The following is a 19,509-nucleotide window of genomic DNA, read 5'->3' as shown; positions in this document are numbered from 1 at the left end:
GACTAACAATGTCAGGTGCAGCAAAATTAGCCCAACTTTTTTTCTTCTGAAAGCGCTCCCACATAGGCGAAACTTCCTGATATTTTTTTTTCTAACTATATCAAATGTATCAAAAACTTAAAAATCTCTTTAAACTAGCCCCTTTATCCGTTACACCACAGAACTTCTGTGGTATTATTGAGTGTGACTTAAAAAATTCACTTAATTTGAATTTGCTGATTTGGGAGATGTTATTTTGAAAAGAACTGCTCGTTACAGTAGGAAATACGTTCCGAGTATTGACGGCCTCCGCGCAGTAGCTGTATTGGCGGTTATCGCTTACCATTTGAATTTTTCATGGGCTAAAGGCGGTTTTATAGGCGTTGACATATTTTTCGTATTATCTGGTTATTTAATTACAAATATTCTTCTCACCCAGTGGGAAACTAAAAATACAATTGACTTAAAACAATTTTGGCTTAGACGTATCCGGCGACTGATTCCAGCCGCTTATTTTATGATCATATGTGTGGTTATCTTTGCAGTTTTGTTTAACCGGGAGCTGCTTCCTAACCTTCGCAGCGACAGCATTGCTTCCTTTTTCTATGTAAGCAACTGGTGGTTTATCTTCCATAATGTATCTTATTTCGATTCATTCGGAGTTCCTTCACCGCTTAAAAACCTTTGGTCACTTGCGATCGAGGAACAATTTTACTTAATCTGGCCACTGTTTCTTTATGGATTCTTGCGCTTCATTAAAAATCCAAAATGGCTACTTCGGACGATCATTCTATTAGCCATTGCGTCTGTGATCTGGATGGGAATCCTTTACACGCCAGGCAGTGATCCAAGCCGTGTTTATTACGGAACAGACACTCGGCTGTTTGACTTACTCAGCGGATGTGCACTTGCATTCCTCTGGCCGTTCAATCGTTTAAGTCCAAAAGTGCCCGCTAAGAGCCGTTGGATTTTAAACATAGCCGGAACTTTAAGCATTATCGTCTTTGGTGCCCTGATCTATTTGATGAATGAATATCAACCATTCCTATATCGGGGCGGCTTGTTCCTTGTTGCTATTCTTGGCGTTGTCATGATTGCGACAATTGCTCATCCTTCCAGCTACTTAAGCCGACTATTCAGTTTCCGGCCTCTACGATGGATCGGAACTCGTTCTTACGGAATTTATTTATGGCATTATCCTATTATTACACTTACAACACCTGTCACAGAAATCGGTCAACCTAGTATTATCCGCCCGCTTTTGCAAGTGGCAGCAACGTTTATTATCGCTGAACTATCCTTCCGATTTATTGAAACACCGATTCGCAAGCGAGGGTTCATTGATTTTATACGCAGTTTCCGTTATAAGCGCTATGCAGTTATCAAAAATAAACCGATAGGACTTTGGGCTTCGCTTATTACTCTAATTGTAGCTGTTAGCATTTTCGGAGTTGGAATGTCAGGTCTACTTCCGCTTCACCCTAAAGCAGATCAAGCTGATAAAAAAAGTGACAGAAGTAAAAACTTCTAACAAAAGCGAAAAGCCAAAAGAAACACCAAAGACATCCTCATCAGAATCTAAAAATAACACAGCAAATTCTTCCAATCAGCAAAAACCGAACCCAAATAAAAATGCAGCTGTTCCAAAAACGGAAAAGCTCTACCCACATAAGCAGACCTTGGCAATAGGCGATTCTATTATGATTGACATAGAGCCGTATTTAAAAGAAGCTGTGCCGAATATTACGATTGATGGTAAAATCGGCAGACAGCTTTCAGATGCAATTGATCTTGCTACTGGGTACCGAGCCTTTAACACAAAAGACAGCGGCATAATTATTGAACTTGGCACGAATGGACCTTTTACCGAAAAGCAGTTGAATCGTCTGCTTGATCAGTTTGACCAAGCACATATTTATCTGGTTAATTCTCGTGTACCACGTGGTTGGGAATCCGAAGTTAATGCTGCTATTGAAACAGCCAGATCACGCTCAAATGTGACAGTGATTGATTGGTATTCACTTGCATCAAGCAATAGTAGCTTTTTTGAACCAGATGGGGTTCACTTGAAAAAAAACTGGCGCAAAAGCCTATGTCGATTTGTTAATACAAAACATTAAAAAATAAGTAAAAACCTCTTTTTCTTAAGTGAAAAAGAGGTTTTTTATTAGGCAAATACGTTCTTCCAAGCCGCACGCTCTGCCAAAAACGCGCGAGCAAGTTCTTTTGCACCTTCGTGACTATGACTAACCGCGAAACCGCATTGTACTTCGTTGCACGCTGGAACTTCTTTCGCTGAAAGCACATCATTAAGTGTTGCTTCGAGAATATTCAACAAATCATCATAATCATCGTGATTGATCACAGATAGGTAAAATCCGGTCTGACAACCCATTGGACTAATATCCACAATCTTATCAGAATGGTTGCGCGACAATTCTGCCAGTAAATGTTCAAGTGAATGAAGCGCTGGCATTTCCATATGCGCTACATTCGGCTGCTTAAACCGCACATCATATTTATATATTTCGTCGCCATATTCTCCTTTTTTTATACCCGCAAGCCTGACGTATGGTACTTTTACTTTGGTGTGATCCAAATTGAAGCTTTCTACATTCATTTTGTCTGCCATTACTCTATCCTTCCCTTCTTCCAATAATTTCTACTTTATCTTAATACGTTTTAGGGGTATTTCGCAAATCTTCCGCAAAAAAAATAACCCTCAATCGAAATCGAGGGTTAAAGTCTAGAAAAAATTCTAGAATATGACAAAAAAAGAAAAAAATCTAAAAAAGGGATAATTAGATTTTTCTTTTATTGTACACCTTTATTCTCCGTTGTTCAATTATTTGAAATGTATTTCTTTTCATTTTTATATAAAAAAGTCAGCCGTATTGTATTTTAAACGACTGACTTTTTTTCTAACTAATCTGTTTCGCCTTCATCCTTTATCTCAGGCAAAGCGAGCCACGCATCTTTCGGCGCACCTTCCAGTACTTCATCGATGACAAAAGAACCATTCGAATACCGGTCATTTGTGCGGATATTGCCAAGCTCAACCTGAGCAAACTGCTCTTTATCCGTTTCAATCATAAGCAGATCGTCTGAGTTCGCCAAGAAAACAGCAAAGACGCGATGTGGATTCGATTTTAATTCACGCAGCATAATCAATCCACGCTTTGCACGTGAAATCGGCTCAAATTCCTCAAGCTTCATTTTCTTTAGTGACCCGCGTTGAGTTAGAACAACTAATTGTCTTCGCTCATTTTGCGGAATAATTACCGCCCCGCTTACCTCATCGCCATCTTTCAAATTGATTGCTTTAACTCCGGCAGTTCGTGCACCAGAATCAGGTACTTCACTTGTCGCATAACGCAGACCATATCCAAACTTACTAGCTAAAAAGATATCTTCCGTTTGATCAATGAATGAAACAGCAATTAGACTGTCTTCAGCTTTTAGTTTGATTGCCATCATGGCTTTTGAATAACGCTGCGGCTTATAGTTTACACATTGCGATGCTTTTATCATGCCATTCTTTGTGACAAACAAGAAATAACGTGACAGGTGATCATCATGTTGTGTGATCGCTTTGGCAGCAATGATCTCTTCACCCGGTGCTAGATCTCCTGCCAAATGACTAATGTGATCGCCAAGGTTCTTCCAGCGAATATCCGGAAGTTCATGAACCGGACGATAAATGTAATTGCCTCGATTTGTGAAGAGCAAAAGAGCATCCATTGTATTGAGCTTCTCAATAAAGAGCGGGTGATCCATTTCCTTCATTGCTAAATCTCGTCCGTTTGAAGCCGTATAAGAGCGAATACTTGTCCGTTTAACATAGCCTTCTTTCGTAACAGACACAATAACATCCTCACTTGCAACAAGTACTTCCGTATCAATTTTAATTTCTTCAATTTCAGCTTGAATTTCAGTAAGGCGCGGGGTTTTATAAGACTTCTTAATTTCAGTCAACTCTTGTTTTAAAACCGCAATTAGTTCACGAGGATCGCCCAAAATCTTTTCAAGCCGCGTTATTTTTTCCTGCAATTCTTTTGCTTCATTTCTGAGATCCGTGATATCCGTATTGGTCAACCGATAAAGTTGGAGGGAAACAATAGCCTCAGCCTGCTTCTCGCTGAATTCATAGCGGTCTTGCAAATTAATTTTCGCATCGCGCTTATCTTTCGACTCTCGAATTAAGCGAATCACTTCATCAAGAATGGATAATGCTTTCATTAATCCCGAAAGAATGTGCTCACGTGCTCGCGCTTTACGAATATCAAATTCAGAACGCTTTGTAATAATCTCCTTTTGGTGTGCAATATATGCATCCAAAAGCCCGATAAGCCCCATCAGAACGGGACGCTTATTGTGAATCGCAACCATGTTGAAATTGTAACTGACTTGAAGATCCGTGTTCTTAAATAAATAATTAAGCACACCTTCCGCATTCGCTTCTTTCTTAAGTTCAATTGCAATCCGCAGTCCTGTCCGGTCTGTTTCGTCACGAACCTCCGAAATCCCTTCAATTTTCTTATCAATTCGCAGCTCATCCATTCGCTTCACAAGATTAGCCTTATTCACCTCATATGGAATCTCGTGAACCGTAATTTGCTTTCTACCACCGCGAATCTCTTCAATTTCAGTTTTGGAACGGACAATGATGCGTCCCTTCCCAGTTTCATAAGCTTTCCGAATTCCATCAGCACCTTGAATAATTCCGCCTGTCGGAAAATCTGGTCCCTTCACAATTTTAAGCAGCGCATCCAAACCAATTTCTGGATTCTCAAGCCGCTTTACGACAGCATCTATGATCTCAACCAAGTTATGCGGCGGAATATCTGTTGCATACCCCGCGGATATCCCCGTGGAACCATTCACAAGCAAGTTTGGAAAACGCGCTGGAAGTACAGTCGGTTCGCTCGACGTATCATCAAAGTTTGGCACAAAATCAACCGTTTCCTTTTCGATGTCGCGCAAAAGCTCGGCTGCAATCGGAGCAAGCCTAGCCTCCGTATAACGCATCGCAGCCGGAGGATCTCCGTCGACGCTTCCGTTATTGCCGTGCATTTCAATCAACAGATTGCGCACTTTCCAGTCTTGACTCATCCGCACCATCGCATCATAAACCGAAGTATCTCCATGCGGATGGTAGTTCCCGATAACATTTCCGACCGTTTTTGCTGATTTTCGAAACCCTTTATCAGCCGTATTGCCTTCTTCATTCATTGCGAATAAAATACGTCTTTGCACTGGTTTTAAACCATCGCGCGCATCTGGAAGGGCACGTTCTTGAATAATATATTTACTATAGCGGCCGAAGCGGTCGCCCATTACTTCTTCTAGTGCTAAATCTTGAATCTGTTGCTGTCCTGGAGTACTCAAACTTCATTCGCCTCCTCTGTCACCATGTTCTCGTTATCTAAAATATTTTGATCGTCTTCAAGACCGAACTCAACATGATTTTCAATCCATTTTCGACGTGGCTCAACTTTGTCGCCCATCAGAGTAGCAACACGCCGCTCAGCACGGGCCACATCTTCAACACGCACACGAATAAGCGTACGCGTTTCAGGATTCATCGTCGTTTCCCAAAGTTGGTCAGCATTCATTTCACCAAGACCTTTATAGCGCTGAATCATGTATCCCTTACCGATTTTTTTAATTGCCCCATCAAGTTCATCGTCTGTCCAAGCGTATTCAATAACTTCTTTTTTCCCACTACCGCGACTCACTTTATAAAGCGGTGGAAGTGCAATATATACTTTTCCAGCTTCAATCAGCGGACGCATATAGCGGTAAAAGAAAGTAAGTAGCAACACTTGAATATGAGCTCCATCAGTATCGGCATCGGTCATGATGATCACTTTGTCGTAGTTACAATCCTCTATCTCAAATTCAGACCCAACGCCTGCACCGACTGTATGGATAATTGTATTGATTTCTTCGTTTTTTAAGATATCTTGCAGTTTAGCTTTTTCAGCATTGATTACTTTTCCACGCAGAGGTAAAATCGCTTGAAAATGCCGATCTCGTCCTTGTTTAGCTGAACCACCAGCAGAATCCCCTTCAACCAGATAAAGTTCATTGCGCTTCGCATTCCGCGACTGAGCCGGTGTCAATTTTCCAGATAAAAGTGTCTCGGAGCGCTTTCTTTTTTTTACCGTTTCGTGTCTCCTCACGTGCCTTACGAGCCGCTTCACGGGCTTCACGCGCTTTGACTGCTTTTTTGATCAAAAGGCTACTCGTGTCAGGGTTTTCTGCCAAGAAGTATGCCATGTGTTCTGCCACCACTGCATCAACAGCAGCCCTAGCTTCCACTGTACCTAATTTTTCTTTCGTTTGGCCTTCAAATTGCAAAAGGCTTTCTGGAACGCGAATGGATAAAACGGCCGAGAGTCCTTCCCGAATATCGCTTCCTTCAAGATTTTTATCTTTTTCTTTTAATAAACCGACACGCTTCGCATATTCATTAAAAACACGAGTCATCGCAGCGCGCATTCCCGCTTCATGTGTTCCCGCATTTGGTGTACGAACGTTATTTACGAAACTCAAAACCGTTTCCGAATAACCGTCATTGAATTGAAAGGCCATTTCGATTTCCATACCGTTATTTTCGCCCTCAAGGGCTACAACAGGATGCAAGACATCTTTTCCTTCATTGATGTATTCAACAAAGTTTTTGACGCCCTCTTCAAAGTGAAAGGCTTCTCCCATACCTACTCGTTCATCGATTAATTCAATGCGCATTCCTTTGAGCAAGAATGCAGACTCTCTTAGTCGCTCTGATAATGTCTCATAGTTAAATGAAGTAACAGGGAAAATAGCAGGATCTGGTTTAAACCGAATTGTTGAACCACTCTCTTTAGATTTCCCTATCTTTGTAAGTTTGGTAACTGGTGTTCCACCGTTTTCAAAACGTTGCTCATAGATCGCATTGTCGCGATGAGTGGTCACAGTAAGCCATTCTGATAAAGCGTTAACGACCGATGAACCAACACCATGAAGGCCACCGCTCGTCTTATATCCGCCTTCTTGTCCAAATTTACCGCCTGCATGCAGTACAGTAAAAATTACCTCTACAGTGGATTTCCCTAATTTATGCATACCAATTGGCAGCCCCCGACCGTGATCCGTCACGCTCACACTACCATCATCATGTAAAATAACTTTGATTTCTTTTCCGTATCCATTTAGCGCCTCATCGACTGCATTGTCAACAATTTCATATACTAAATGATGCAGACCTCGTACATCTGTCGATCCGATATACATAGCAGGTCTTTTTCGGACTGCTTCTAGTCCTTCCAGTACCTGAATAGAATCATCATTATATTCGCTTTTCCTCATCTATTCGTAACCCCTCTCTTGCTTGCGATCTGTCTATTTTAGAAGCTGTCTCAAATAAACTACCTATACAGGATAGCACGCTCTTTCAAAAATAGAAAGTCGTAAAAAAAACAGGCTCTAGTAAAGAACCTGTCTATTTTTCTATTCCTCACGTTCACGATAAGCCACCATGATGCATTTGTCCATGATAACTGGATGCTTGTCTTTTAAAAGTTCATAGGCCTCTTCGTTTATAATTCCAAGTTGTGCCCAAAAAACATCTGCGTCAACTTGTTCAAACTCGCGTGCCACATCCGGCAAAAACTCAGAACGTCTGAAAACATTCACAATGTCAATGTGCTGGTCAATTTCACCAAGGGTTGCTACTGCTTTTTCGGAAAGTATCTCCTTCGCATTAGGATTGACTGGAATAATTTTGTATCCTGCCTCCTGCATAAATTTTGCAACTTTATAGCTTGTACGTTCTGGTTTATCACTTAAACCTACAACAGCAATTGTTTTTGCTTGTTTTAAGATTGCATCGATTTGTTTTTTATTCGGATTTTGCACCGTGCCCGCTCCCTTCGCTAGTCAACAAAAATAATAAAGCGCTTTTGATGCCTCTTTTCAAAATACTATTTTATCGTTTAAATGCATGGTTGTAAAGCGGGGCAACTAAATTGCTATGAAAAGAAAATCTCTTTTTACATGCTTTTTCACCAATTCGCCATGAAATTATGCTATAATTCATAGCAGAATAAAATGTTCGTAAAAAGGAGTTTTGAGATGATTGTCAAATTAGTTTTACTATCTGTGATCGCCTATTTGATCGGCTCCATTCCATCTGGGCTTTGGATCGGTAAAATATTCTATAAAAAAGATATTCGCAATTTTGGAAGCGGAAACCTCGGTGCAACAAATTCGTTTCGCGTGCTTGGTGTAAAAGCCGGCTCTGTTGTTACCGTAATTGATATTTTAAAAGGAACAATTGCAACGCTGCTACCGTTTTTCTTCTTACCGGAACTTAATCCGCATTTCATGCTTTTAACTGGAGTTTGTGCAATTATTGGCCACAGTTTTCCAATCTTTGCAGGCTTTCGCGGCGGTAAAGCCGTAGCAACATCTGCTGGGGTTGTTCTTGCTTATGCTCCTCTACTTTTCATCGCTGTCTTAATCGTTTTTCTGATTACGCTTAAAATCAGCAAATATGTTTCTCTCAGCTCAATGGTCGCTGCTTTGGCTGCTTTTTTAATCACACTATTTCTAGGTGATCCGATTCTATTTGTCCTAATCACCTGTATCGCGATCTTCATCATCTGGCGTCACCGAGCCAATATTAAGCGAATTAAAAATGGCGAAGAGCCCAAAATTACATGGATGTAAAAAATCAAGGAACCTGCTGAACTATCTTTTCAGCACAATTCCTTGATTTTTTTTATCCGATTTGAATGTTATACTCTGCAGTAAAAATGGCTTCTGGCTCTAGCTGTTCAATAGCTGCTTTGTCGCGAAGTTCAACGGGACTACCAACACCGTCTGCAATTCCAAACCATGGTTCGATACAAAGAAATGGTGTTCCAGGACCCGCTGTCCAAACCCCGACAAAAGGAAACTCTGGAAAACGAACTTTAACAAAGTGGGGATGCTTTTTTGAACGGATTGCAATTTCGTTATGATTCAGTCCCTCGAAGATTAATGCATCACCCTCAAACAATGGATAATTCAGCGCTAATGTTTCAGCTTTTTTATCAGCTAGCGACTTCAATTTACCACTCCGATACGGTCCGTCAAGCAAAAGCGTGTCGAGTTTTTCTTTCCCGCCAAAATCTAAGTAGTAATCTTCAAATGCTGTTCCTTCTGTCAGCGGAACATTGAAAGCTGGATGAGCGCCGATCGAAAAATAGATCCGTTTATCATCTGTATTCTCTACTTGGTACTCCACGCGCACTTGATCATCCACGAGTGTGTAACTGATCGCTAAACGAAAGTTATACGGATAAACGAGCTTTGATTTATCATCAGCCTTAAGTTCAAGCACGGCGCGATCCTGAACAAGCTCTACAACTGAAAAATCTCGATCACGAGCAAAACCGTGCTGTGGCAAATGGAAAGCCTCACCGTCTACATAATACGTATCATCAATTAATCGTCCGACCGTTGGAAACAATACTGGTGCATGACGACCCCAGAATTTTGAATCTGCATTCCATAAATAATCCAGTTTCGTTGTTTTATTATAAATGCGCGAAAGCTCAGCCCCCGCTTCAGCAATCTCTACAAGTAAAGTATCGTTTTCTAATCTAATCATTCTTTTCTCCCCTCAAATGAAATCGTTCGATTTGATCCCATTTTCCTTCCTGTTCAAGTACTTTAAGCTGTATTTCACCAAATAAATCATAGTGTGGCAAATTTTTATGTCCATAATCAATATAAGCCTCAGGCAAATGATATTGGCTGCCCCATTTTTTGAGTGCTTCCAGATCACTACTTGCAGCTTTTGTCACAGTTTTCGAATTTGGAAACCGCTTATCCAGCCAATAATGCGTAAGTAACGCAACTTCTCCGCTCTCTGCCTTTTGCTGAAAAGCTTTTAGTTCGTCCCTTTTAACACCGAAAGCCATCAGTTTTCCCTCTTTTGTATCGCTTGCTGATATTTCTCATGCCAGTCTTTTAGTTCGCGTTTGAGCGCGACCGGTTTAAACTCATCTTTTGTAACACAAACGTGTTTGGTTTTTCCGGTAATGGCAATATCTCCGCTTTCTGCGTAGCGAATTTCATAGCCGTAAGTTACACGCAGACCGTCATAGTCGGAAAGCCACGTCTTCACAATCGCTTCCTGTCCGTATCGAAGCGGCTTGCCATAGTGAATCTCTACATCAATCACAGGCGACAAGTATCCAAGCTGTTCCATATCAAAATAACGTAAACCTAAACTCTCGATAAATCTAGTTCGCCCAAGTTCCATCCAAATCAAATAATTTGCATGATAAACCACGCCCATTTGATCGGTTTCCGCGTAACGAACTTCAATTTTTGTCTCCGTAAATGTCATAAGGCGTCCCTCCAAAAAACTATATCTTCATTTATTTTAGCAAATTCTGCTTAAAAAAAAGAAATTTTAACTAATAAAAAGCCTCTATTCATATTCAGAATAGAGGCTAGAACTAGATTTATGATCAGTTATTTTTTAATTTTTCAAGTTCTACTAAGAATTTATCATTCAAGACGCGGATAAATGTTCCTTTCATTCCAAGGGAACGAGAATCAATTACCCCAGCACTTTCAAGTTTGCGCAATGCATTTACGATTACAGAACGAGTAATTCCGACACGGTCAGCAATTTTTGAAGCGACGAGCAAGCCTTCTTTTCCGTTTAGTTCATCAAAAATATGTTCAATTGCTTCTAATTCACTATATGAAAGCGAGCTAATTGCCATTTGAACGACAGCACGGCTACGTGCTTCTTCTTCAATTTCTTCGGCTTTTTCGTGAAGGATTTCCATGCCGACAACTGTGCTACCATATTCAGCTAGTAGAAGATCATCATCTGTAAAATTAGTATCTAGGCGTGAAAGAATGAGTGTACCAAGGCGTTCCCCTCCTCCAACTACAGGAACAATAGTGGTTAGTCCTTTAGTGAAAAGATCGCTGTTTTCAATTGGAAAAGCTGTGTATTGACTTGAAACTTCTAAGTTTGGCGAAGTTTCGTTTACATTAAAAAGACTTTGTGTATATTCTTCTGGGAATTGACGTTCAGTCAGCATTTGTTTCATCCGTTCATTTTCAATTGGCAACATTTCAGAATAGCCGAGCAATTTCCCTTTTCGGCTTACAATATAAGTATTGGCTTCGATTACATCACTTAATGTATCTGCCATTTCTTTAAAATTGACCGTTTTTCCTGCCGCATTTTGTAACATTGAATTAATCTTTCTTGTTTTTTCTAATAAACTCATTATTAGATCCTCCTAAATTTTTATTATAATATAAACTGCGTTAAATCTTTGCTTTCGATAATGGATTCCAGTTTGTCATTAACGTAACTTTCAGTTACGGTTACTGATTCTAGATTGATATCTGGTGCTTCAAACAGCAAATCCTCTAACAGTTTTTCCAAAATAGTGTGGAGTCTTCTTGCTCCGATATTATCTGTATCTTGATTGACAAGAAAGGCAATTTCAGCTATACGTTCAATCGCTTCTTTCGTGAAAATCAAGTCAATTCCCTCTGTCTGAAGTAAGGCCTTATATTGCTTGATTAAGGCATTATCTGGTTCTGTTAAAATTTTGATAAAATCTTCTTGTGATAATTTATCAAGCTCAATTCGAATAGGAAAACGACCTTGCAGTTCTGGAATTAAATCTGAGGGTTTCGACATATGAAATGCTCCAGCAGCAATAAACAAAATAAACTCTGTGTTGACGAGTCCATATTTAGTTGCGACTTGCGAACCTTCTACAATCGGCAAAATATCACGTTGTACACCTTCACGCGAAACTTGACCGCTTCCAGCACCGCTTTTAACCGCTACTTTATCAATCTCATCAATAAAGATGATGCCTGTTTGTTCCGCACGTCTAACGGCAAGTGCTGCCACTTCGTCTGAATCAATTAACTTAGAAGCTTCATCTTCAAACAAAATTTGCTTAGCTTCTTTCACGGTTACTCTACGTTTCTTTTTGTTTTTAGGCAGCAAATTGGAAAACGCTTCTTGCATTCCAGCCATTTGATCCATCCCGCTTCCGCGCATCAAATCAAACATCTGATTTTGCTGTTCCGTAACTTCAATCGTCACCATTTCCTCATCGAGATCACCGCGTTCAAGCCGATCCTCAAGCTGATTACGTTTTTGCCGTAAATCTTCATCAACCACTTCGGATTCCTCTTCAGATTGTCGCGCCGCGTTTTGAAAAAGAGCTTCAAATGGATTTTGTGATGTCGTTTGTTTTTTCTTTTGTGCCGGCGCAAGCAATTTGATGATGCGTTTTTCCGCGTTTTTCTCTGCCCGATAACGAACAGTTTGCATTTTTTCTTCCTTCACAAGCCGAACTGAAACTTCGACTAAATCACGAACCATTGCTTCAACATCTCGGCCAACATAACCGACTTCAGTAAACTTTGTTGCCTCGACTTTCGTAAACGGTGCTTTGACAATTTTAGCAATTCGACGGGCAATTTCTGTTTTTCCAACTCCGGTTGGCCCGATCATTAAGATGTTTTTAGGGATAACCTCATCACGCATGGCATCATCCATCATCATGCGACGATAGCGATTTCTGAGGGCAACCGCCACAGATTTTTTCGCTCCCTTTTGCCCAACAATATACTGATCAAGCCGTTCGACAATTTGCCGCGGCGTTAATTTTGAAGTTTCTCCGTTCTCCAACATCTATCACTCCTTTATAATTCCTCGACAATGATATTGCTGTTCGTGAAAACACAGATTTCCGAAGCAATTTCAAGCGCATGCTGAGCAATTTCTTTTGCTTCCATCTCAGCTCCGTTATACCGTTTAAGAGCTCGTCCAGCTGCAAGTGCATAATTACCGCCTGAACCAATCGCAAGGATACCGTCATCTGGCTCAATCACTTCACCTGTTCCAGAAACAAGCAAAAGTGTTTCTTCATCCATGACAATCAGCATAGCTTCAAGTTTGCGGAGGGCATTGTCGCTTCTCCATTCCTTCGCTAGCTCAACGGCTGCTCGTTCAAGATTGCCGTTAAATTCATTAAGCTTACCTTCAAATTTTTCAAAAAGGGTAAACGCATCAGCTACTGAACCGGCGAAACCAGCAATCACACGATCGTGAAACAAACGTCTTACTTTTCTCGCCGTGTGTTTCATAATGACTGATTCACCAAGCGTCACTTGACCATCTCCGGCCATCGCGCCTTTCCCTTCATGTTTCACAGCAAAAATAGTCGTTGCATGCATTTCCATTAGTCCACTTCCTCCTATTCTTTAAGCTCTAGGATGATGTTTCATATAAGTGCTTTTCAAATGCTCTTTCGTCACATGCGTGTAAATTTGTGTCGACGATAAACTGGCATGACCGAGTAGTTCCTGCACAGTTCGCATGTCCGCCCCATTATTAAGCAGATCTGTTGCAAAAGTATGGCGCAACATGTGCGGATGGATTTTCCGAGTAAGCGCTGCTTTTTCAATAGTTTTCGTCAAACAATAACGAATCCCTCTTGCAGAAAGCGGATCCGCATAATGATTGATCAGCAGATAATCATGTTGCTTCTTATATTTTTGTGAAAGAACAGACCTTCCCTTTTCCAAATAAAGTGTTAACGCATCTTGTAAAAAAGAGCCAAACGGTACATATCTTTCCTTATTTCCTTTTCCCCTAATTAAAATCGCTTGGTAGGTTTCATCAATATCCGAAAGACGCACATCGCTAGCCTCAGAGACACGAATACCCGTGCCGTATAACAGCTCCAAAATCACTCTATTCCGAAGTGTAAGCGGCTCGTCATCCGCGTAAACCACCTGAAATAAAGCCTCCATTTCTTCATTGTAGAAAAACTTTGGAAGCCTGAGTTCTTTTTTCGCATGTGAGACAAAAGTAAAGGGATTGCTTGAAATTGCTTCTTCTCTAACAAGAAAGTAGTAGAAGCTTCGCAAACTAGAAATCTTACGCGCCACAGAAGTCCTAGCAAATCGACGTTCCTTAAGCGTAGTTAAATATAGCCGAACTTCTAAATAATCAACTTTTTCAAATTCTGAAATTGCTTGTTGATTTAAAAAAGTTTGAAAATCCAGAATATCCTCATAATAGGCAATTGCCGTATTATCGGAATAGTTTCTTTCGACACGCAGATAATCCATGAACTTTGATACCCATTGTTCTTCCTGCATGATTGACACACCTCTCAAACACTATCATCGTAACATACGAGAGAATGAGTTGCAACAATTTTCCACATTTTTCGCAACATTTCCAATTAAACTAGAATACGCTTCAATTCAATTGCTCAATAATTCTTATTTTCTAGTCATTAATGAAACATTCTAAAAGTCTAACGATTCAAAATAGCACAATGATAAGAGCTGCACAAGTGAAGCCCCTATCATTATAGTCGCTTTATAATTGTTCTGCAACAATTTTTATAGAATCGAGCGCTCTTTCAGCAAGTTTTGCATTTCTTTCTTGTTTCGCACGAATTTTCTCACCTAACTCTGGGAATAGACCAAAGTTTACATTCATCGGCTGGAATGTTTTCGTATTTGTTGCTGTGATGTAGTTCGCCATACTGCCGATCGCGCTTTCTTTTGGAAAAATAATTGGTTCTTCGCCAAGGACGAACCGAGCAGCATTAATTCCTGCTACAAGCCCGCTCGCAGCAGACTCCACATATCCTTCTACTCCTGTCATTTGACCAGCAAAGAACAAATCAGGACGCGATTTCAGTTGGTAAGTAGCAAGCATTGCTTTTGGAGAATTGATAAATGTATTACGGTGCATGACACCATAGCGCACGATTTCTGCACTTTCAAGCCCAGGAATTAAACCAAAGACTCGTTTCTGCTCGCCCCATTTCAAATGCGTTTGAAAGCCTACCATATTATAAAGTGTTCCTGCAGCATCATCTTGACGCAGTTGCAGCACTGCATATGGGCGCTTTCCGGTTTTCGGATCTTCTAATCCAACAGGCTTAAGCGGGCCAAACAACATCGTTTTAATACCTCGCTTCGCCATAACTTCAATCGGCATACATCCCTCGAAAAACACTTCTTTTTCAAAGCTTTTAAGTTCAGCAGTCTCCGCACTAATAAGCGCTTCGTAAAAAGCATTAAATTCTTCTTCTGTCATTGGGCAATTTAGGTAAGCCGCCTCGCCCTTGTCATAGCGCGATTTCAAATAAACCTTGTCCATATCAATGCTGTCTTTTTCAATGATAGGAGCCGCTGCATCATAAAAATATAGATAGTCTTCGCCAGTTAAAAGTTTGATTTTTTCTGCCAAAGCCTCGCTTGTTAGCGGACCAGTCGCAATAATCGTTGGTCCTTCCGGAATCTCAGTAACTTCTTCACTGAAAACCGTCACAAGCGGATGATTCTTCACTTTGTCAGTAACATAGCCGGAAAACTCATGACGATCAACAGCAAGAGCACCTCCTGCTGGAACCGCTGCTTGATCTGCCGCCTCGATAATAATGGAATCAAGCATGCGCATTTCTTCTTTAATAACCCCAACTGCATTTGTTAAGCCGTTCGCGCGAAGTGAATTTGTACATACAAGTTCAGCAAATTTATCCGTATGGTGTGCGGGTGTTTGCTTAACAGGTCGCATTTCGTATAAATGGACTTCAATCCCTCTTTTAGCGAGCTGCCAAGCTGCTTCACTTCCAGCAAGCCCTGCCCCAATCACGTTTACCTTTTTCTCCACATTACTTCCTCCTCTTTTAAAAGCCGATTCTCTAGTTCGAGACAAAAGCCAAAATCGCCTATTCACAATTTGACGATCTTGGCTTCCGGTTATTTTTGTGTTTCTTCCTTATAATCACAGTTGGTACACTGAATTTGAATTCCTTTTTTAAGTTTCTTCTCAACAAGTGCATGTTCATTACATTTTGGACATGGACGTTCCACAGGTTTATCCCAAGAAACATAATCACAATCTGGATATCGATTACAGCCAAAGAAAATTCGCTTTTTCTTGCTCTTTCTTTCAATAACTTGACCTTCGCGACATTTTGGACAAGTTACACCGATTTCTTTTACAATCGCTTTTGTATTACGGCAATCTGGGAAACGACTGCAAGCCAAAAACTTACCATAACGCCCCATCTTATAAACCATCGGTGCGCCGCAAACATCGCAATCGATCCCTGCCGGCTCATCCTTGATTTCAATTTTTTCCATTTCTTTATCCGCACGTATTACATTCGGTTCAAAACTCTTATAGAATTCATCAATAACTTTAACCCATTCCATTTTTCCATGTTCAATTTCATCCAGCTCATTTTCCATATTCGCTGTGAAACTAACATCAAGAATTTCAGGGAAATACTCTTCAATCATTTCATTTACGATTTCCCCAAGCTCCGTTGGGATAAAACGCTTATTCGTAAGCGAGACATAGTTTCGCCGCTGAATTGTATCAAGCGTCGGGGAGTAAGTGGAAGGTCTGCCAATTCCAATTTCTTCAAGCGTTCGAACAAGGCGCGCCTCTGTATAGCGTGGAGGCGGCTGGGTGAAATGTTGACGCTGTTCAAGCGTTTCATAAGTTACTTTGTCGCCTTTTTCAAGATCAGGCAAGATGTTTTCTTTTTCTTCCTTATTGTCGTCATTGCTTTCCACGTAAACTTTCATAAATCCGGCAAATTTCACCTTGGAACCGTTAGCACGGAATAAGACACCGTTATTTTCCATATCTACTCGCATAGTATCGAGAACTGCCGGTGCCATTTGGCTCGCTACAAAGCGTTCCCAGATTAACCGGTAAAGACGCAGTTGATCACGGCTCAAATATTCCTTCACTTCTTGCGGTGAACGAAGTATACTTGTTGGACGAATGGCTTCATGGGCATCCTGCGAACCTTTTTGATTCTTATCTTGCCGTTTTTTCTTTCGGGTAAAATCCGTTCCATAATTTTCTTCAATGTAGTTCAACGCTTCTGCTGTTGCGGTATCGGAAATCCTTGTCGAATCAGTACGCATATAAGTGATTAAACCAACTGTACCCTGGCGCCCAAGTGCAATCCCTTCATAAAGCTGTTGCGCAAGCATCATCGTCTTACGTGTTCTAAAATTGAGTTTGCGCGCTGCTTCTTGTTGAAGTGAAGAAGTCGTAAAAGGAGCAGCCGGATTTCGAAGACGTTCTTTTTTCATTACATCTATAACATCAAAAGACTTACCTTTAATTTTTGCCATCACTGTTTTAACATCTTCTGCATTTTGCAATTTTTTTCTTTTTCCCGTCTACGCCATAGAAGTTGGCTTGAAAACTTTTGCGGCCTTTTTTAAAGTTGCCGTCAATAGTCCAATATTCTTCAGGTTTAAAGTCATTAATTTCTTTTTCACGATCAATGATTAATCGCAGTGCAATCGACTGCACACGCCCCGCACTTAGTCCTTTCTTTACTTTTTTCCATAATATTGGACTAATATTGTATCCGACCAAGCGATCCAAAATTCGTCGAGCTTGTTGCGCATCGACAAGGTCCATGTCGATTTTACGAGGATGCTTAAATGATTCTTTAACTGCATCTTTTGTGATTTCATTAAACACAACACGTAAATCATCTGTTTGGTCTAAATCTAAACTATTTGCCAAGTGCCATGCGATTGCTTCTCCTTCGCGATCGGGATCGGCTGCGAGATAGACTTTTTTTTGCTTTCTTAGCAGCTTGCTTAAGTTCTTTTAGAACCGGCCCTTTACCACGAATCGTAATATAACGTGGCTCAAAGTCATGTTCAGTGTCAACACCCATTTGACTTTTCGGTAAATCGCGAACATGTCCCATCGAAGCTTTCACTTGAAATTTCTTTCCTAAATATTTCTCAATCGTCTTTGCTTTTGCCGGTGATTCTACAATAACAAGATAGTCTGCCATAAAATTTTTCCTCCCTAATTGGGTCAAATAAACGGGCTAAATAATCATTATCTATTACTTTCTGCCTCGTTTTCGTGTTCGCAAACTACGAAGAAATACGAACAGCTCAATTCAGTAGTCAATCATAGCCCGTAAAAAAAAGTTTGTCAATCTATATTTTTTAGACTGCCGTTTTTACAAGCTATTATATAGAAGGTTTTAATCATTCTTTAGCAAACTTATCTTAAAAAAAAACAGAAATGCAAGCCAAACTACTCTTTTCTCATTAAAAATTAATCTAATGACTCAAAATTTGAAGCTTTCTACAATTTCTTTTGGTTTAGTAACCATCTGAGCGCCTTCCGCAATTAAGGCATTTGCTCCACCAGATTCTTCTGAGAAAATATTTCCCGGCACTGCAAAAATTTCCCGATTTTGCTCAACACCATAATAAACTGTTCGAAGCGAACTGCTTTGTTTAGCAGCTTCTGGTATTAAAATCCCTCGTGCAATTCCGCTAATCAACCTGCTTCTTTCTTCAAGGTTTTTTCTTTGAAAAACTGTTTCTGGCGTATATTCACTAATGATTAATCCTGATTCGCTGACCTGATTCACCAGTTGTTGATTGCACCTTGGAAACACTTGATCGATCCCAGTTGTCAGCACACAAATAATTCGTCCGCCGCATTGTAGCGCTATTCGTAAAGTTAATTCTTCAATTCCATGTAAGGAACCACTCATCAAGTTAAAAGATGTGCCGTATAAACCATTTACAAACAAGCGAGTTACAGCTCGACCATATGGACGCATCGCATGTGATCCAACGATTCCAATAATATCCGAATGCAGTAGACTAAGATTGCCTCGATAAAAAAGAATAGGCGGCGCAAAACTGATCTCTTTCAACTGAATAGGATATTCTTTATCGTGATAAAACAAGATTTGATTGTCCTCATTTTGAATTTGTGCGTTTAATGATGATGATCCCGTTTCTTTTTTTAAAATAAGAACCAAATCGCTTTTTCATTTTATAACTGCTTGTCTGATATTCATTTGAAGTTCGTGCAAAATCCCAAATTTCAGCACGAATGCGTGCAGGCAAATGAAGCAATTCAAGCCATGTTTCTTTTTTATTTAAATCCATTTTTCAGCATCTCCTTTTTGCCCATCATAGCGAGGAAATGTCAAACTGTAAAATCAGTAAAATTGAATTTCTTGCTTTATAAAAAGACCATTTTCAATTGAAAATGGTCTCAGACTGTAGACAAAGTAGTGAAAAAACTTTGTTTACAGTCTTTTTTTTGATTATACTAAGGAGAGAACTGACATAAAAAACAAGAGGTGAAGAACATGTTATCCAAACATCAAGACGATATTCGCCACCAAATGGTGGCCATCTCCATGGATGATTTAGTGCCAGAAGACCATTTAGTTCGAAAAGTGGATGCGGTGATTGATTTTGATTTTATCTACCCCCTTGTCGAACATACCTATTCGCATACAGGAAGACCTAGTGTGGATCCTGTGGTGCTGATCAAACTCGTGCTCATCCAATACTTATTCGGGATTCGCTCAATGCGCCAAACGATTAAAGAAATCGAAACCAATGTAGCGTATCGATGGTTTTTAGGCTATGATTTTATCGATGAAAATT

At 40.3% G+C, this 19,509-nt stretch carries 15 protein-coding genes and 3 pseudogenes; 3 read left to right on the top strand and 15 right to left on the bottom strand.

Annotated features, from left to right (window positions below; translation table 11 throughout):
* Positions 1-235: 235 nt before the first annotated feature.
* A pseudogene (locus MFLO_RS02925) lies at positions 236-2,106 on the top strand (acyltransferase family protein).
* 40 nt (positions 2,107-2,146) lie between these two features.
* Here the strand turns inward: MFLO_RS02925 and MFLO_RS02920 are convergent.
* The 4 genes and pseudogenes from MFLO_RS02920 to MFLO_RS02905 form a co-directional block, all read right to left on the bottom strand.
* A complete protein-coding gene (locus tag MFLO_RS02920) occupies positions 2,147-2,611 on the bottom strand; it encodes an S-ribosylhomocysteine lyase (protein WP_036096261.1) in 465 nt (154 codons plus the stop codon).
* A 293-nt stretch (positions 2,612-2,904) separates the two neighbouring features.
* Complete coding sequence (gene parC, locus MFLO_RS02915; protein ID WP_036096260.1) at positions 2,905-5,367, bottom strand: DNA topoisomerase IV subunit A; 2,463 nt, start codon at positions 5,365-5,367, stop codon at positions 2,905-2,907.
* Positions 5,364-7,332, bottom strand: a pseudogene (gene parE, locus MFLO_RS02910) (DNA topoisomerase IV subunit B). The gene parC and the pseudogene parE overlap by 4 nt, the downstream one beginning before the upstream one ends.
* Positions 7,333-7,473: 141 nt before the next feature.
* Positions 7,474-7,881, bottom strand: coding sequence for a CoA-binding protein (locus tag MFLO_RS02905; RefSeq protein ID WP_036096259.1), 408 nt, complete (start codon positions 7,879-7,881; stop codon positions 7,474-7,476).
* Positions 7,882-8,097: 216 nt separating this feature from the next.
* Here MFLO_RS02905 and plsY point away from each other — a divergent pair, with 216 nt between their 5' ends.
* Positions 8,098-8,694: a glycerol-3-phosphate 1-O-acyltransferase PlsY gene (gene plsY, locus MFLO_RS02900; RefSeq protein WP_036096257.1), complete on the top strand. Its 597-nt coding sequence runs from the start codon at positions 8,098-8,100 to the stop codon at positions 8,692-8,694.
* A gap of 52 nt (positions 8,695-8,746) precedes the next feature.
* Here plsY and MFLO_RS02895 read toward each other — a convergent pair whose 3' ends face one another.
* The 11 genes and pseudogenes from MFLO_RS02895 to MFLO_RS02845 form a co-directional block, all read right to left on the bottom strand.
* The gene (locus MFLO_RS02895; protein ID WP_036096256.1) at positions 8,747-9,619 is read right to left on the bottom strand and encodes an aldose 1-epimerase family protein; all 873 of its coding nucleotides are present in this window, start codon (positions 9,617-9,619) and stop codon (positions 8,747-8,749) included.
* Positions 9,612-9,932 (bottom strand): hypothetical protein, encoded by a 321-nt coding sequence (locus tag MFLO_RS02890; RefSeq protein WP_036096254.1) that lies wholly within the window; start codon positions 9,930-9,932, stop codon positions 9,612-9,614. Before MFLO_RS02890 ends, MFLO_RS02895 begins: the two co-directional genes overlap by 8 nt.
* On the bottom strand, positions 9,932-10,363 hold the full coding sequence (locus MFLO_RS02885) for an acyl-CoA thioesterase (RefSeq protein WP_036096252.1): 432 nt from the start codon (positions 10,361-10,363) through the stop codon (positions 9,932-9,934). Before MFLO_RS02885 ends, MFLO_RS02890 begins: the two co-directional genes overlap by 1 nt.
* 124 nt (positions 10,364-10,487) lie before the next feature.
* Complete coding sequence (codY, locus tag MFLO_RS02880; protein WP_036096250.1) at positions 10,488-11,267, bottom strand: GTP-sensing pleiotropic transcriptional regulator CodY; 780 nt, start codon at positions 11,265-11,267, stop codon at positions 10,488-10,490.
* Between the two features lie 23 nt (positions 11,268-11,290).
* Entirely contained in the window at positions 11,291-12,700 is a 1,410-nt protein-coding gene (gene hslU, locus MFLO_RS02875) for an ATP-dependent protease ATPase subunit HslU (protein WP_036096248.1), read from the bottom strand.
* Between the two features lie 11 nt (positions 12,701-12,711).
* Complete coding sequence (hslV, locus tag MFLO_RS02870; protein WP_036096247.1) at positions 12,712-13,251, bottom strand: ATP-dependent protease subunit HslV; 540 nt, start codon at positions 13,249-13,251, stop codon at positions 12,712-12,714.
* Positions 13,252-13,272: 21 nt separating this feature from the next.
* Positions 13,273-14,175: a tyrosine recombinase XerC gene (xerC, locus tag MFLO_RS02865; protein WP_036096245.1), complete on the bottom strand. Its 903-nt coding sequence runs from the start codon at positions 14,173-14,175 to the stop codon at positions 13,273-13,275.
* Between the two features lie 226 nt (positions 14,176-14,401).
* The gene (gene trmFO, locus MFLO_RS02860; RefSeq protein WP_036096243.1) at positions 14,402-15,706 is read right to left on the bottom strand and encodes an FADH(2)-oxidizing methylenetetrahydrofolate--tRNA-(uracil(54)-C(5))-methyltransferase TrmFO; all 1,305 of its coding nucleotides are present in this window, start codon (positions 15,704-15,706) and stop codon (positions 14,402-14,404) included.
* Between the two features lie 89 nt (positions 15,707-15,795).
* A pseudogene (gene topA / locus MFLO_RS02855) lies at positions 15,796-17,876 on the bottom strand (type I DNA topoisomerase).
* 285 nt (positions 17,877-18,161) lie between these two features.
* Positions 18,162-18,794: a DNA-processing protein DprA gene (locus tag MFLO_RS02850; protein WP_051993457.1), complete on the bottom strand. Its 633-nt coding sequence runs from the start codon at positions 18,792-18,794 to the stop codon at positions 18,162-18,164.
* Between the two features lie 13 nt (positions 18,795-18,807).
* Positions 18,808-18,999: a hypothetical protein gene (locus MFLO_RS02845; protein WP_036096241.1), complete on the bottom strand. Its 192-nt coding sequence runs from the start codon at positions 18,997-18,999 to the stop codon at positions 18,808-18,810.
* A 206-nt stretch (positions 19,000-19,205) separates the two neighbouring features.
* On the opposite strand from MFLO_RS02845, the gene MFLO_RS02840 reads away from it, so the two are divergent.
* Positions 19,206-19,509: IS1182 family transposase (locus MFLO_RS02840; protein WP_036096240.1), on the top strand; the 304-nt coding region annotated here is incomplete at its 3' end.

Origin of the sequence: Listeria floridensis FSL S10-1187 (genome assembly GCF_000525875.1) — a bacterium.
In the GTDB taxonomy this organism is placed as follows: Bacteria; Bacillota; Bacilli; order Lactobacillales; family Listeriaceae; genus Listeria; species Listeria floridensis.
This window is presented reverse-complemented; position numbering and strand designations above follow the sequence as displayed.

Coding starts and splice junctions, on each gene's coding strand:
- hslU (WP_036096248.1), bottom strand. CDS start 12,700: ATGTTGGAGAACGGAGAAACTTCAAAATTAACGCCGCGGCAAATTGTC.
- codY (WP_036096250.1), bottom strand. CDS start 11,267: ATGAGTTTATTAGAAAAAACAAGAAAGATTAATTCAATGTTACAAAAT.
- plsY (WP_036096257.1), top strand. CDS start 8,098: ATGATTGTCAAATTAGTTTTACTATCTGTGATCGCCTATTTGATCGGC.
- MFLO_RS02885 (WP_036096252.1), bottom strand. CDS start 10,363: ATGACATTTACGGAGACAAAAATTGAAGTTCGTTACGCGGAAACCGAT.
- MFLO_RS02890 (WP_036096254.1), bottom strand. CDS start 9,932: ATGGCTTTCGGTGTTAAAAGGGACGAACTAAAAGCTTTTCAGCAAAAG.
- MFLO_RS02895 (WP_036096256.1), bottom strand. CDS start 9,619: ATGATTAGATTAGAAAACGATACTTTACTTGTAGAGATTGCTGAAGCG.
- MFLO_RS02845 (WP_036096241.1), bottom strand. CDS start 18,999: ATGGATTTAAATAAAAAAGAAACATGGCTTGAATTGCTTCATTTGCCT.
- hslV (WP_036096247.1), bottom strand. CDS start 13,251: ATGGAAATGCATGCAACGACTATTTTTGCTGTGAAACATGAAGGGAAA.
- xerC (WP_036096245.1), bottom strand. CDS start 14,175: ATGCAGGAAGAACAATGGGTATCAAAGTTCATGGATTATCTGCGTGTC.
- MFLO_RS02920 (WP_036096261.1), bottom strand. CDS start 2,611: ATGGCAGACAAAATGAATGTAGAAAGCTTCAATTTGGATCACACCAAA.